The organism is Streptacidiphilus jeojiense (assembly GCF_000719095.1).
Lineage (GTDB): Bacteria > Actinomycetota > Actinomycetes > Streptomycetales > Streptomycetaceae > Streptacidiphilus > Streptacidiphilus jeojiensis.
This window is the reverse complement of record NZ_JOEH01000005.1, coordinates 1-15,552: the sequence shown is the minus strand read 5'-3', so window position 1 is coordinate 15,552 and position 15,552 is coordinate 1. Positions and strand designations below refer to the sequence as shown.

General features: G+C 67.2%; 5 protein-coding genes. 4 read left to right on the top strand and 1 reads right to left on the bottom strand.

The window, feature by feature from the left end:
- The first annotated feature begins 120 nt into the window (after positions 1-120).
- Positions 121-11,157, top strand: a complete 11,037-nt coding sequence (locus IF29_RS0107665; RefSeq protein WP_157623646.1) for a LamG-like jellyroll fold domain-containing protein — start codon at positions 121-123, stop codon at positions 11,155-11,157.
- Between the two features lie 449 nt (positions 11,158-11,606).
- Positions 11,607-12,239, top strand: a complete 633-nt coding sequence (locus IF29_RS48775; RefSeq protein WP_332262526.1) for a hypothetical protein — start codon at positions 11,607-11,609, stop codon at positions 12,237-12,239.
- 272 nt (positions 12,240-12,511) lie between these two features.
- On the opposite strand, the gene IF29_RS0107655 is transcribed toward IF29_RS48775, so the two are convergent.
- Positions 12,512-13,714 (bottom strand): NsdA family TPR-like regulatory protein, encoded by a 1,203-nt coding sequence (locus tag IF29_RS0107655; protein ID WP_030251399.1) that lies wholly within the window; start codon positions 13,712-13,714, stop codon positions 12,512-12,514.
- Positions 13,715-13,819: 105 nt separating this feature from the next.
- Here IF29_RS0107655 and IF29_RS46775 point away from each other — a divergent pair, with 105 nt between their 5' ends.
- Both IF29_RS46775 and IF29_RS41650 read left to right on the top strand, forming a co-directional pair.
- Positions 13,820-13,993, top strand: a complete 174-nt coding sequence (locus IF29_RS46775) for a hypothetical protein (protein WP_198037343.1) — start codon at positions 13,820-13,822, stop codon at positions 13,991-13,993.
- Positions 13,990-14,232 carry a DUF7848 domain-containing protein gene (locus IF29_RS41650; protein ID WP_157623645.1) on the top strand — a complete coding sequence of 81 codons (243 nt, stop codon included), beginning with the start codon at positions 13,990-13,992 and terminating at the stop codon, positions 14,230-14,232. The genes IF29_RS46775 and IF29_RS41650 overlap by 4 nt, the downstream gene beginning before the upstream one ends.
- Positions 14,233-15,552 lie beyond the last annotated feature (1,320 nt).

The window sequence follows — 15,552 nt, the reverse complement described above, 5'->3', positions numbered from 1 at the left end:
GTAAGGAACGCGTGTGACCGCCTTATGTGATCTTGCGTCGCACACGGTCGAACGTGGTCCACTTCGCCTTGCCCTGAAGGTGTGACAGGTTCAGGTTCAAGACACGGGTGGGGATTGTCGATGCGTACGCGTTCGGTGCGGCGGTCCAGCTGGTCGTTGACGGGACGTCGGATGCGGCCCCTGGTGCGGTTGGTGACGGTGCTGCTGGTGGCCGCCCTAGCCGTCGGCAGTGGGGTGAGCACCGCCGGAGCGGCCACCCGTGGCTTTCCCGCGCTGAGCCTGCCGTCGTTGACGGAGATCGCCGGCTGGTTCTCCAGTCCGCACTGGGGCCGGCTTCCGCAGCAGGCCGGCGGGACCGCAGCTGGGCGCAGCCATGTGGCGAGCGCGGCGTCGACGCGCTCCGGTCGCGGGACAGGTGGGGCACCGGGCACCGGACGCGGCCAACTGGCCTCGTACACAGTCCGGGCACGCAAGGTCAGCAGCGGCCTCAGCGCCGCGGCGCCGGTCGGATTCAACGCCCGCACCAGCAAGCGGGTCGCCTCCAAGTCGTCCGCCACCGTCGACTACTTCCAGAACGCCGACGGCTCCGTCACCCGCCGGGTCCGCCAGACCCCGGTGAACTACCGTGATGCCAAGGGTGACTGGCAGCCCGTCAACACCACGGTGTCGGTCGGCACGGACCAGCGGTGGCACGAGGCGGCCAACTCCCTGGCCGTCGACTTCGCGCCGAAGGCGTCCACGACCTCGCTCGCAGCCTTTGCCGTGGACGGCAGCCACAAGCTGACCTACGGCCTGCAGGGAGCAGCCGCCGTCACCGGCACCGCGCGGGGCTCGACGGTGACGTACCCGGGCGTGCTTCCCCTCACGGATCTTCTGGTGGCGCCCACGACCACGGGCCTGAAGGAGTCCGTGGTGCTGCACAGCGCTGCTGCCGGTAACCAGTGGGTCTTCCCGTTGCAGCTGCAGGGTCTGACGGCAGTGCAGGGCACCGCCGGGGCGATCGACCTGCGCAACGCGGCCGGGCGGACGGTGGAGGAGATCCCGCCGGCGTACGCGTTCGACTCCAAGGTCGATCCGCACTCGGGCGACCCGGCCACCACGCACGCGGTCAGCTACACCCTGCAGCAGAGTGCGGGCCACACCGCTCTGGTGGTCACCCTGGACAGGGCATGGCTGGACAACCCGGCGCGACGGTTCCCGGTCACGGTGGACCCCTCCATCAACGACGCCTGGACGACGACCTACGCCGAGTCCGCCAACCTGGGCGACCACTCCACTGAGCTGTCCATCAAGGCCGGGTCGTACGACTCGGGCACACACAGCGCGGTGGGCTACATCGCCCCGCAGCTGGGCACCTTCGACGGTTCCAAGGTCACCGTCACCGCGGCCAGCCTTCAGCTGTTCGACACCTGGGCGTCCACCTGCGCGTACGCCGAGGAGTTCGACGTCGCCGCCGTCAGCGCCGCCTGGACCCCGTCCGGGGTGACCGGGTGGCCCGGTCCGGCCTACGGCGCCTCGATCGGGAGTCTGACCCCGGCGACCAGCACCCTGACGGCCGCCTGCGGCAACACCGCGGCCGACCGTACGGTCGGAGACTGGCTGACCGTTCCGCTGTCGACCACGACCTTCCAGGGCTGGGCCAACGGCACCACCGCCGACCACGGGCTGGCGGTCTACGCGGCCACCACCAACGACCTGACCTGGAAGCAGTTCGGCTCGTTCTACGACCCGGGCTACGCCCCGATCCTGACGCTGACCTACACCGGCAACGTGGCTCCCCAGCTCACCCAGACCTATCCGGCCAACGACACCACCGTCAGCACGCTGACCCCGGAACTGGCGGCGGCCGCCATCGACGACGGCTCGCCGAACACCACGCTGGAGTACGACTTCCAGATCTACGACTCCACCGACACCAAGGTCGTCGACTCGGGGCTGGTCACCGGCGGCGACTGGAGCGTGACGGCCGGCAAGCTGAAGTGGGGCCAGACCTACGAGTGGACCGTCCAGGCCTACGACGGTTCCGCGTACTCGACGGCAGCGGCCTGGGCCTCGCTGACGCCACAGGTCCCGCAACCCGTGACCACGTCCAGCCTGTCCCAGAACAGCAGCGACCACGGCTACGACGCCTCGATCGGGAACTACACCACCGAGGACACCGACGCCTCGGTGTCGGTCACCGGTCCCTCGCTGGACGTGGTGCGCGACTACAACTCACGCGACCCCCGCACCACCGGTGGCTTCGGTGCCGGTTGGTCGAGCATCTTCGACGCCCGCGCCGCCGAGCAGTACGACACCGGCGGCGCGGTGGCCAGCGTCCAGGTCACCTATCCCGACGGTTCGGTGGTCGGCTTCGGGAAGAACAGCGACGGCAGCTACAGCCCGCCCTCGGGACGCTTCGCCACGTTCAAGCCGGTCACCGGCGGCTACACGCTGACCGACAAGAACGACACGGTCTACACCTTCACCCAGGCCCTGGGCAGCGGGGTGTACGGGATCACCTCGGTCACCGACGCGGACGCCCGCGCGGTCACCTTCACCTGGTCCTCCGGACAGATCACCACGATGACCTCGGTCACCTCGGGTCGTTCCCTGCACCTGGTGTGGTCGACCCCCAGCGGCGCCACCAGCGCGCACATCGCCACGGTCTCCACCGACCCGGTCACCGGCACCGACCAGAGCACCGACCTGCTGTGGACCTACTCCTACACCGGTGACGCGCTGAGCAGCCTGTGCGCCCCCGCGGACGGCACCCACTGCACCAGCTACGGCTACACCACCGGCTCGCAGTACCAGGCGGCCGGCCTCGACCTGGACCCGCACTCGCTGTGGACGCTCTCGGACGCCTCCGGCACCACCGCCACCAGCGCGGTGATCGCCAACGAGGGCAGCGACAACGCCACCTACAGCAATGTGACCCTCGGTCAGAGCGGCCCGCTGAGCGGAAGTACCGCCACCGCGGCCGGCTTCAACGGCACCAGCTCCACCGTGACGCTGCCCAACTCCCTGGCCGTGGCCGCCAATGCGCAGACCGTGTCGCTGTGGTTCAAGACCAGCAGCAGCACCGCGAGCGTCCTGTACGGGGCCTCCTCCGTGCCGGTCAGCAACGGCAGCACGCCCGGCTACTACCAGCCGATGCTGTACATCGGCAGCTCCGGCTACCTCAACGCGGAGTTCTGGTACAGCGCGGGCGTCTCGCCGATCAGCGAGACCCTGAAGAAGGTCAACGACGGCCAGTGGCACCACGCCGTACTGGCCGCAGCCGGCGCCTCGCAGACGCTGTACCTGGACGGCGTCAACGCAGGCACCGCGTCCGGCACCGTCTCGGTCGGCGGCGGAGTACCCGTCCAGACGCTCAGCTACCCCACGGTCGGGGCCGGATTCCTCGGCGGGGCGTGGCCCGACGAGCCGAACGAGGGCAAGAGCGGCAACACCGGCTACGCCAGCTACTTCAACGGCTCCATCGCCGACGTCGGCCTGTACTCCTACCCGCTGTCGCAGGCGCAGGTCACCGCCCTGCACGCGGCCGGTACCAGCAGCGCCAGCCTGCTGTCCTCGATCACCCGTCCCTCCGGCAAGGCGTACGCCGCGATCGCCTACAACGCCTCGACCGCGACGGTCACCCAGGTCACCGACGAGAACGGCGGCACCTGGAAGCTGGGCACGCCCACGGTGACCGGCTCCAGCCAGGTCTACCGCTCGGCGGTGCTGGGCGCGGCGCCCACCGAGTACTTCCGGCTGGGCGAGGGGGCCGGCGCAGCCAGCGCCCTCGACGAGACCCGCGGCGGCCTGGGTAGCTACTCCAATGTCACGCTGGGTGCGGCCGGTCCGTTCTCCGACAGCACCGCTGCGTCCTTCAACGGCACTTCCTCGCTGGTGTCGTTGCCGACCAACAACCAGGTCACCGCCGGGTCGAACTCGGTGGAGCTGTGGTTCAAGATGCCCTCGGGCAGTACCGCGGGCGGCGTGCTCTTCGACTACGCCGGGGCGTCGCTGACCGGCGGCAGCCCCGCCTCCAACAACTACGTCCCGGCCCTGTACGTCGGCGTGGACGGGTTGCTGCACGGCCGCTTCTACGGCTACGGGTACGTCACCAGCACCGGCAAGGTCAACGACGGCCAGTGGCACCACGCGCTGCTGGCCTCCGGGGGAACCACCGAGGCGCTCTACCTCGACGGCACCCAGCAGTCCAGCTCCACCGGCGCGTTCGCCACTGCCGTCTCGACCTACCTGTACGTCGGGGCGGGCGAGTCCTCGGGCTGGACCTCGGCGCCCACCAACACCCTGGGCTACTTCCCCGGCTCGATCGCCGACTTCGCGCTGTACCACAGCCAGCTCACCGCCGCGGACGCGTCCGCGCACTTCCAGGCCGCCCACAACTCCGCGGGCCTGCTGCCGCTGGAGACCGTCACCGTCACCGACCCCGCCGGGAAGACGCTGAGCAGCCAGTACGACGTCACCAACGGCAACCGCACCATCTCGGAGACCGACGCGCTGGGCAACAGGACCAGTTACGGCTACGACACCGGCGGCTTCGAACACACTGTCATCGACCCCGACGGGGCCATGACGATCACCGGCCACGATGTGCGCGGCAACACGGTGTCCAGCACCACCTGCCAGAACCAGGCTGCGAACCAGTGCTCCACCCAGTACTTCAGCTACTACCCCGATGACACCACCGCGGAGCTGACCACCGCCGATCCGCGCAACGACCTGCCGCTGACCGCCCGCAGCGGCCGTTCCACCTCCGCCACCGACAACACCTTCCTGACCTCGTACGGCTACAACACCGCAGGTGACGAGACCAGCGTCACCACTCCGGCGGTGCCGGGATCCCCCTCCGGCCGCACGACCAGCACGGTGTACTCCGACGGGACGGCCACCTATCCGGCTGCCGACACCGGCAACGTCCCCAAGGGACTCCCGGTCTCGACCACCTCACCGGGCGGTGCGGTCAACACCGTCGCCTACCTCCACAACGGCGATGTCGCCTCCACCACCGACGCGGACGGCCAGGTCACCAAGTACAGCTATGACGGCCTGGGCCGGGTGCTGACCGAGACCGTGGTCTCCGACACCTATCCCAACGGCCTGACCAGGACCTTGACCTATGACGCCAACGGACAGGTCACCAAGGAGAGCGACCCGCCGCTGACCGACCGGGTCACCGGCGCCGTGCACACCGCGGTCAGCACCACCGTGTACGACGCGGACGGGGACGTGACCTCGCAGACGGTGGCCGACGCCACCGGCGGTGATGCCCCGCGTACCGACACCACCACCTACAACGCGTACGACCAGGTGGCCAGCCACACCGACGCGAACGGCAATGCGGGCGCCGCCGACGGCAACACCACCACCAGCAGCTACGACGCCTACGGCAACCGCATCTCGGACGTCGACCAGAACGGCACCACCACGCGGTACGCCTACGACGCCGACGGCAATCTGCTCACCCAGAGCCTGGCCTCCTACACTGGCGACCCGGTCAACCCGTCCACCGCCACCACCCTGATCGAGTCCTCACGGGCCTACGACCCCGCGGGGCGGCTGGCCTCAATCACCGACTCGATGGGCAACACCACCAGCTACACCTACACCGACAACGGGCTGACCTCCACCGTCACGCGCACCGACGCCACCGGCAAGAACAGCTTCGTCCTGCAGTCCAACAGCTACGACGCGGCCGGCGACCTGGTCCAGCAGGTCACCAACAACGGCGCCACCGTCACCAACTACACCGTCGACGCGGCCTCGCGCACCACCAGCACCGTCACGGACCCCACCAGCACGGACCGCACCACCCAGGTCTCCTACACCCCAGACGACCTGGTGGCCACCTCCACCCAGCACGACTCCTCCGGCTACGACCGCACCACCAGCAAGACCTACGACCCGATGGGGAACACGCTCACCGAGACCCTGTCCGGCGACGCCTCAGGACACCCTTCCGCCTGGTACCCGCTGAACCAGACCGCCGGGACCGCCGTCACAGACGCCTCCGGCAACGGTTACACCGCCACCGCCGACAGCGGAGTGACCTGGAGCGGCAGCGGCGCCACCTTCGCCGGCAGCACCACCGGCACCGGCGGCCTGATCTCCGCCAACGCCCCGGTGCTGACCACCAACTCCTCCTACACCGTCTCGGCCTGGGTCGACCCCGCCGACGTGTCCACCTACCGCACCTTCGTCGGCCAGGCCGGCGCCAACATGGGCGCGTTCTACCTGCAGTACAGCAAGTCCTACGGCGGCTGGGCGTTCATCACCACCAGTGCGGACGCGACCACCGCCACCCAGACGATCGCGCACACCAGCAGTGCGACCGCCAACACCTGGACCCACCTGGTGGGGGTGTACAACTCCAGCACCGGGGCGATGAGCCTGTACGTCAACGGCGCCCTGGCCGCCAGCGCCACCGCTGCCACCACCTGGAACGCCTCGGGTCCGCTGACCGTGGGAGGCGTCAAGACCACCGGCGGCACGATCTCCAATGTCGTCAACGGTCAGGTCTCCGACGTACAGGCGTACCAGCGGGCCCTCTCCGCCGCCGAGGTCGCCACCCTGTACGGGAACGGGCGCTCCGGCGGCACCGTCGGGTCCAGCAACGCCCAGACCACGACCTACACCTACGACAAGCGCGGCCTGCCCACCAGCATGACCGACGCCGACGGCAACACCACCAACTACTCCTACGACGAAGCCGGGAACCTCGCGGTCACCACCGCGCCCGCCGTGTCGGTGGAGACCAACGGCGGCACCGCGGTCAGCGCACGCCCGGTGACCACCTCGGGCTTCAACACCTTCGGGGAAGCCACCGAGGAGGTCGACCCCGACGGGAACCAGACCGACACGGCCTACGACGCCAACGGGCAGAAGGTCTCGGAGACCCTGCCGTCCTACACGCCGCCGGGTTCCAGCACCCCGATCACCGCCACCAGCACCTGGACCTACGACGCCGACGGCAACGTGGTCGGCACCGCCCAACCCGACGGTGAGACCACCAGCACCAGCTACGACCAGATCGGTGACGCGGCCCAGGTCACCGCCGCCGACGGCTCGAAGACCCATGCCGTCTACGACACCAACGGCGAGCTGGTCTCGCAGACCGACGGCACCGGCGCCACCACCCAGGCCACCTACGACTGGATGGGCCGTCAACTCACCTCAACCACCCTGGAGCGGTACCCCACCGCCCAGGCACTGACCTCCACCAACTCGTACGCGGTCAGCGCCGGCAACGCGTACGGGGCGTTCCTGACCTCCACCACCACCCCGGGCGGGGTCACCACCGGCTACAAGTACAACAGCCTCGGTGAGACCACCGCGGTCACCGACGGCGCGGGGAACACCACCACCTACTCCTACGACTTCATGGGCAACCAGCAGAAGACCACCCTGCCCGACGGTACCTGGTCCGACACCGACTACAACGTGTCCGACCAACCCTTCAAGACCACGCAGTACGACGCCGCCAGCACGGTCCTGTCGCAGACCGGGGAGACCTACGACGGCGTCGGCAATCTGATCTCCTCGACCGACGCGAACGGCCACACCAGCCACTTCACCTACGACGCGGCCGGAACCGTGACCCAGGAGACCCAGCCGGTCTCGGCAACCTCCTCGATCACCACCAGCTTCGGCTACGACGCGGCCGGGCAGCGCACCCGCTACACCGACGGGCGCGGCAACTCCTGGATCTACACCTACACCCCCTGGGGCCAGCCCCAGAGTGTGGTCGCCCCCGCCACCAGCAGCTACACCAGTGCCGCTGACTCCACCACCACCGACACCTACAACGGCGACGGCCAACTGGTCTCCGCGGTGCAGCCCGGTGGCATCACCACCACCCTGGGGTACGACAAGGTCGGCAACCTCACCAGTGAATCGGGCACCGGAGCCGACGCGGCCACCGCCAGCCGCTCCTTCACCTACGACTCGGCCGGTCAGGTACTGACCGCCGGCACCAGTACGGCCGGCACCAGCGGCACGACCGGATACCAGAGCGCCACCAGCGAATCGTTCACCTACAACGACCGCGGCTCCCTGCTGACCGCCTCCGGTTCCGCGGGCTCCAGTTCCTTCGGCTACAACAGCGACGGCAGTCTCACCTCGCGCACCGACGCCGCCGGAACCACCAGCTACGGCTACGACACCGCCGGGCGGCTGTCCACCCTCGACGACGCGTCGACGGGCACCCAACTCGGCTACAGCTACAACACCCTGGACCAGCTCGCCGCGATCAAGTACGGCAGCACCGGACAGACCCGCACCTACAGCTACAACACGGCCCACGAGCTGACCGGCGACACCCTCACCCAGGGCAGCACCACGCTGGCGTCGATGAGCTACGGCTACGACGCCGACGGCAACCTGACCACCAAGACCACCACCGGCGTCACCGGGGCCTCCAGCAACACCTACACCTACGACTGGGCCAACCGCCTCACCTCCTGGAACAACGGCAGCACCACCACCGCCTACGCCTACGACGCCTCCAGCAACCGGGTCCAGGTCGGCTCCAACGTCTACACCTACGACGCCCGGGACGAACTCACCTCCGACGGCGTCAACTCCTACCGCTACTCCGCCGCAGGCACCCTGCAGATGGAGACCACCCCCAGCGGCAGCACCACCTACACCACCGACGCCTACGGCCAGCAGATCACCGACGGCACCCAGGGCTACACCCTGGACGCCTCCGGCCGGAACATCACCGACACCGACAACCCCCTGGGCACCAGCCGCACCTTCCAGTACTCCGGGGGCGGCGACACCATCGCCGGCGACGGCGACTACACCTACACCTACGACCCCAGCGGTGGCCTGATCGGCCTCAACACCGCGGGCGCCGGCTCCACCAGCACCGGCACCCTGGCGCTGACCGACCAGCACAGCGATGTCGTCGCCGGCTTCACCTCCGGTGCCACCACCCTGACCGGCTCGGCCACCTACGACCCGCTCGGCAACGTCACCGCCAGCAGCGGCACGGCGGGAGGCCACCTCGGGTTCCAGTCCGGCTGGACCGAGAACTCCACCGCCCAGGTCGGCACCGCGTCCCGCTGGTACAACCCGGCCACCGGCACCTTCCTCAACAAGGACAGCGTCTCCCCGAACCCCGTCCCCAACTCCGCCAGCGCCAATCCCTTCGCCTACATCGGCGGCAACCCGCTCAGCGCGACCGACCCCAGCGGGCACTGCTGGTTCGGCTGCAGCATCTTCAACGCCGTCAGCAACGCGGTCTCCAGCGCGGTGGACGACGTCTCCAGTGGCTGGGACGACTTCTCCTCCACGTTCTCCAGCGGCTGGGACGACTTCGCCCACTACACGTACCACGCGGTCGCCGCCGTCGTTCACACCGTCAAGCACGCGGTGTCCAAGGCCGTCCACCGCATCGCCGACGTCTACCGCTCCACCGTGCGACGGGTCCGCCGCTACTACCACTACGCCGCGCGCCGCATCCGACGCGCGTACCACGCCGCGGTACACGCCGTCAGCAGCGCCTACCATGCCGTCAGACGGGCGGCCAAACGCGTGGTCCATGCGATCAAGAAGGCGGCGCATGCCGTCGCGCATGCCGCCAGGAGCGCCTACCACGCCACCGTCAAGGCGGTGAAGACCGCCGCCATCTATGCCAAGCACCATGCTGCCGCCATCACCTCCTTCGTGGTCTCGGCGGCGGTCGGTATGGGCTGTGAGGCCGTCACCGCAGGCATCGGCACCATCGGCTGCGCGGCCATCGCCGGCGCCGTGGGCTCCTTGGTCACCCAGGGATTCGCCTGCGCCGACAAGGGAGGATCGTCCTGCAGCGCGGGTGCCTTCGCTTCGAGCGCGGTCGACGGCGCGGTAGCCGGCGCGGTGGGCGGGGCGCTGGGCGCGCTGGGCGGCAAGCTCCTCTCCAAGGTGGCCCCCAAGGCCCTGGACGCGGTCGGAGGCCTCTTCGGCAAGGGCGCCACCGAGGCCGGCGACAGCGCGGCTGCGGACGCCACCGACCAGGTCGCCAACGACAGCGTTGCCGACGAGGCAGGATCCGCCTCGCAGTCGCCGACCTGCCATAGCTTCACGGCGGGCACTCAAGTCCTGATGGCGAACGGCTCCACCAAGGCCATCAGCACCATCAAGGTCGGCGACACCATCGCCAACGCCGTTCCCGGCCTCAGCGGCACCCAGAGCCACCAGGTCACCGCCGTCATAGTCACCCACACCGACCACGACTTCGCTGACGTCACCATCGCCCCGACCAGGACTGCAGCAGGCAAGGCGGCAACGACCTCCCTCAAGTCCAGGGTCCTGCGCAAGGCCGCCCTCGGACTCGCAGCCTCCGCCGCCGGCATCGCCGCCCTAATGGCCACCCACCACCAGTCCGCCACGCCGGCCCAACCCGTCGCCTACACCGCCCCGGCCGCAACCTCCACGGCGACACCCGCTACCACTGCGGACCAGGGCGGAGTCCTCCACACCACCTTCCACCATCCGTTCTACGACGAGACCCAAACCGCCTTCGTCGAAGCCGAAAACCTCCACATCGGCGACCGCCTCCAAACCCCCACCGGCACTGCCGAGGTCACCAACCTCCATCTCTTCCACGCCAACACCACCACTTACGACCTCACTATCGGCACCCTCCACACGTACTATGTGGAGGCCGGATCCATACCGGTGCTGGTCCACAACTGCGACGGCGACCGCTATAGCCACGGTGGGAGTGTCCGGTACGAAGGTCTAGACGAACTCGGGCGGCCGCAGGGCGTGCATGCTTCGATCGACAAGTCGATGCTGGACACCGGTAGCGAGGCTGGAGGCACGAGGCCGCCAGGATGGCGTGGTAACGGCACCGACTACAACGAGGCAAGGGGGCATCTTCTGGCCAATCGTTTGGGAGGTGCAGGCAAGGGCCCGCTTGCGCGCTACAACTTGGTGACCTTGACGCAGAATCCTGTCAATTCGCCGTTGATGCGAGACCTCGTCGAGCAGCACATCTACGATGCGGTGGATGTGGATGAGATCGTGCAGTATTCGGTGAAACCGATCTATGAAGGGGCGAATAGAATCCCGACTAGCCTAGAGTTTTCCGCCGTGGGCAATAAGGGATTCAGTCTCTCGGGTTTCTTGGAGAATCCGGCAGCTGGAGTAATTTCGGGTAAATTCAGCTACTGACTGTGCTGAGGACCGCACGTGAACGTTGACCTCAGCGCAGTTGGATATACTTAAAACCCGTATTCTCGGAGGTCAATTTGCCCCGGACGACACCACCGCGCCCTATTGACATCGAGGGTGTTTTCCCAGAGCTTCACGAACATGCCGCGGTTGCGACGCGACTCCACCCGCGACCAGGCAGTCCTGCGCCGGCGGAGAGTTCGGTGGGGGGAATGCTGCTCTGGCCTGCAGACGAGCCTTGGCCAGTCTGCACGGAAGCTCATCAGAAGTCCCGAGGTGAGCTGCTGCGTAACGTGAGAGAGAGGCGACGTATACTCGACGCCGCCTGGAGTCGGATTGACGCGAGGGGTCGACCTACCGGGCCGACAGACGAAGAGCGTGAACTGCTGTCTTCTCTGAACAAGCGCGGCAGATACGCTCCAGAGCTGACCGAGGACACGCCTGTTCCCATGCTGCCGGTGCTGCAAGTCTTCCGGAAGGATGTCCCGGCGCTAGGCTTTCCGGAAGGGGCGGACCTGCTGCAGGTTCTCTGGTGTCCGTTTGATGCACACGGTGAGGGTCTGGCAATTGACCTCCGGCTGGTGTGGAGAGATTCGGCGATGATTTCTGCGCCGATGGTGGAGGCTCCGGAGCTGAAGGTAGTAGGGCGAGCCGGATATGTCCCTGACGTTTGCGTTCTGCATCCAGAAGAAGTTGTCGAGCATCAGAGCTTCGAACTACTTCCCAATGCGATCCAGAATGCCCTGGAGGAATGGGAAGACTGGGAGAGCGAAGAGGCCCCGCACTATCAGTACGACCTGTCGGTGGCACCCGGATGGAAGGTGGGCGGCTTCGCCTCATGGCACTTGACGGGACCTCAGGAGATGGTCTGCGGCTGTGGTGCTCCGATGCGATTGTTGCTGACGGTTGACACCAAAGAGTGGGACAACGGGAGCCTGAGTTGGATGCCCTTTGAGGATGCAGAGCTTTCCACCTACGGGCTCAGCACCCCGACGCGTGTTGTCGTGGGGCGAGCTGGCTCGCTGCGTGTTTTCGTCTGCAGCAAGGACGTTAAACACCCTCACAAGATTAATGAACAGTAGTCAACCTCTGTCCCTTTGTCCGCAATCACATCTTTGCAGGCCAGTAGCACCCCTCTCTAACTCGGCATCAGATCACCATGCCCGGTTGAACACCCGAGGCTGGTGCGGATCCGTCGTGGTGAGGGGTCGCGGGTCGGGTGGCGAGCCCCTCGCCACCCGACCCCCGGAGAACCCTGGAATGGCGAAGTTGCCCGACCGACGAGGGAGCCGCCCCACTCAGGCCGGCAGCATGCCGAAGGCATCCGCGGTCGGCTGGGTCCGTGCAGGGATGGTCAGGACGCCAGTAGTTCGGTGACCTCAGGAACGTCCCGGAAGGCCCGTAGCCGGTCCAGGACGATCCGGGTGCGTTCCGCTGTGCGCTCGCTGCCGCTCTGTCCCAGAGCGAGCATGCGGCTCGCCGTCCCGGCCGCGGCCTCGGGTTCATTGGCGTCGGCGTAGGCCACGGCCAGCCAGGACAGGTACAGCGCCAACTCGCGTGCGTGGCTGGCGTCGTAGCGGCCGAGCACGTCAGTCAGCAGAGGTACGGCGCGCAGGGGCCGCCGCAGCTCGGTGTAGACGCGGGCCTCCATGACCTGGAGTTCTCCGGCGTCCATCCAGTACAGGTAGGAGGGCGATTCGGTTCCGGCCGAGTCCTCGGCCAGGGCGTCGCCTGCCTCCCCGAGGGCGGCCATCGCCGGGCGGTCCTGCCCGGCCCGGGTGTGCGCCCAGGCCACCCTGTCCAGGTAGAGTGCACGGGCCTTCGGCGGGGCGTCACTTCCGGCGCTGTCCAGGGCGGCGCGGGCCAGGTCCACGGCATCGCCCGCGCGGCCGGTGTTGCTCCACTGGTAGGCCAGCGAGCCCGCCACGTTCCCTGACAGCACCTCGTCGCCCGCCGCATGTGCCGCGCTCATCCCGAGCCGGTAGATGCGCTCCGCCTCGGCGTGCTCGCCTGCGTCGGAGGCGACCCAACCAGCGATCTGTGCCAACTCGCCGATGGCCCGCAGCAGTTCGTGCCCTACCGCGTCGGTGTGTGTCCCTTCGCGGTAGAGCTTCACGGCCGCACGCAGTTCGCGCAGGGCCGGTCCGATCAGGTCCTTGCCGTACACCACGTCGTCGGCTAGCCGCAGGCCATGGACCCGCTGGCCCAGGTCTGCCACCTGCCCAGCCCCGATCCGCCGGCCGGTGCGGGAATGCAGCGGGGCCAGCAGGTCGCCGTCGGGCAGGAAGTCGGCCACGGTCAGCACGTGCGGCGCGGGCTCGGGGGACTTGACGGCCTTCGCGGCTTCCAGCAACTCGCGCGGGACCTCCAGTACCTGGGCGAGGAAGGGAAGCCATTCACGCGGTGACCGGGTGCCGATCTCCCAGCGGGACACGTCGTTTCGCGTCGGCGGGATACGTTCGGGGGCAGCCTGGGCCAGCGCCTCGGCGAGCCGCTGCTGACTCCAGCCGCGCGCCAGACGTAAGCGCCGCACCAGTTCGCCGACCGTCTCCCGCACCAGGCCAGCTTGGCAGACACCGGGGCAGACACGCTGGCTCCTCCGCAAGGTTCAGGCCAACGAGACCCTGATCAAGAGAGCCGAGCGGGAGCAAAGGAGCGGGAGATGGGTGAAGCGTTGGTGCAGTGGCAGGAGTATCCCGGTCCGGTGTGTGAGGAGTGCGCCAGGCTGCGCGAGCAGGCCCGTGCTGCCGTGCTCTGCGGGGACAAGTCCCGGCTCAGCGACGTACGCGTGATGCAGGGCCGCCATCGCCGGGCCGAGCACGGCCAGGCGGCATGAGCGTGCGCAAGCGGATGCGGTTCCGCGAGTACCACGTACGCACTGACGAGACCGCCACACCCATCCGCGAGGCCGCCTGCGTCACGGACGAGGAGCTGTGCCAGTGGAGCAGCGGCGAGCGTACCCGTGCCGACGACGTGACCGCTCTGATCGCCAAGCACGCAGCTGAGACCGGCCACCAGTGCTACCGGCGCACCGCCACCGACTATGCCACCGCAGAACCCGGCGCGTTCCTCTGACATGACTTCGAGTGGTCTATATCTCTGACGGCAATGGCGACGGCAACAACCACGCACGCCAGCGCACAACCACGGACCCCGACGGACCGTCATATCGCCGCTTACCTGCGAAGAAGCAGGTAGAGCAGCGCACCGTGCCACACGTACTATGTTGTGGCGGGCGGCGTCCCGATCTTGGTCCACAACACCAATTGCCCCACTATTTCAAAGGGCGATATCCAAGGGCTCCACGACCGGGCTAGGTCGCTATATGACGGACTCGGTCAAGGTAAGGCCACCGTTTCGGTTGCGAGAGTCTGGAATAGTGCAACTCGGCAGACGGAGGAGCAGGTGGCCACACACATGGCGGACCTCCCGGCTTCGGTCGTAAAGAACCTGAATGGCGCAATTTACAAATTCGGCGATGGTGATGCGGAAGTCACAATTGTTTGCGCCCTGGGTGATGAGCACATATTTCTCTGGATCGCGTCTAGCACTCGAATATGTCCCAGCTGTTTCGCTACGATCAGGGGCATTCCTGGGATGATTCAAACCACGATTGGCAGAGGCGCCGAGGATCTGCCGGACTATACTGAGTGGCGAACTGCAATTAACCGAAATTTCTGGGATGGGACCTGAGCCTCGCCTGGTAAAGGTTCACAGGTATGGAGCGATGTGCATAGATCGTTGGCAGCTTCGCTCGAATATTGAGGATAGAGGTGACAGCTTTGCTGTGCGAGATTTGCGGAAGCCGGACGCGGCCGCTGTCGGTATCGAATTATGAACGCGTCTCCGAATGGCGATCGGTCTGTTCTTGGTGCTTTGGATTGAACAGCACTTGGAGTGATGGCCGGGAGGTGAAGCCCGTGTATCTCTCGCCGGATACGCGATGGGAAGTCGCACGTTCCGATGGATTGCCAGAGGACGTCTCGCATGCTTACGGATTCTTTGGCTCGACACTCTGTGGGATTCATATCGAAGATATGACTTCCTCGCCATACCCCTGGATCATGGGGTGGTTTAATGCGTGCAGCGAATGCAAATCTGCTGCACTCGTCATTGACGATCGCTGGCCGATCGAGAAGCGGGCGGGGGGTCTAGCGATTAATGCATCTGCGGCAGATGATGATACCCCTCTCTTCTAATGATATTGGCCCGGTTTGGCTACAGGACCCGATGATCTGAGCTGAAGCGAAGAGGCGGGTGCGACAGTCTCTCGCTTTCAGCTCTTGGCAACGGCATCTAGTGCTGTGACCGCTATGGTTCGCCGGGTTGAGAGGGAGGACCGGGGTGTTCGTCGAGATCGTCTTTGTTGAGCTGTCGATCGATCGTGACGAGGTC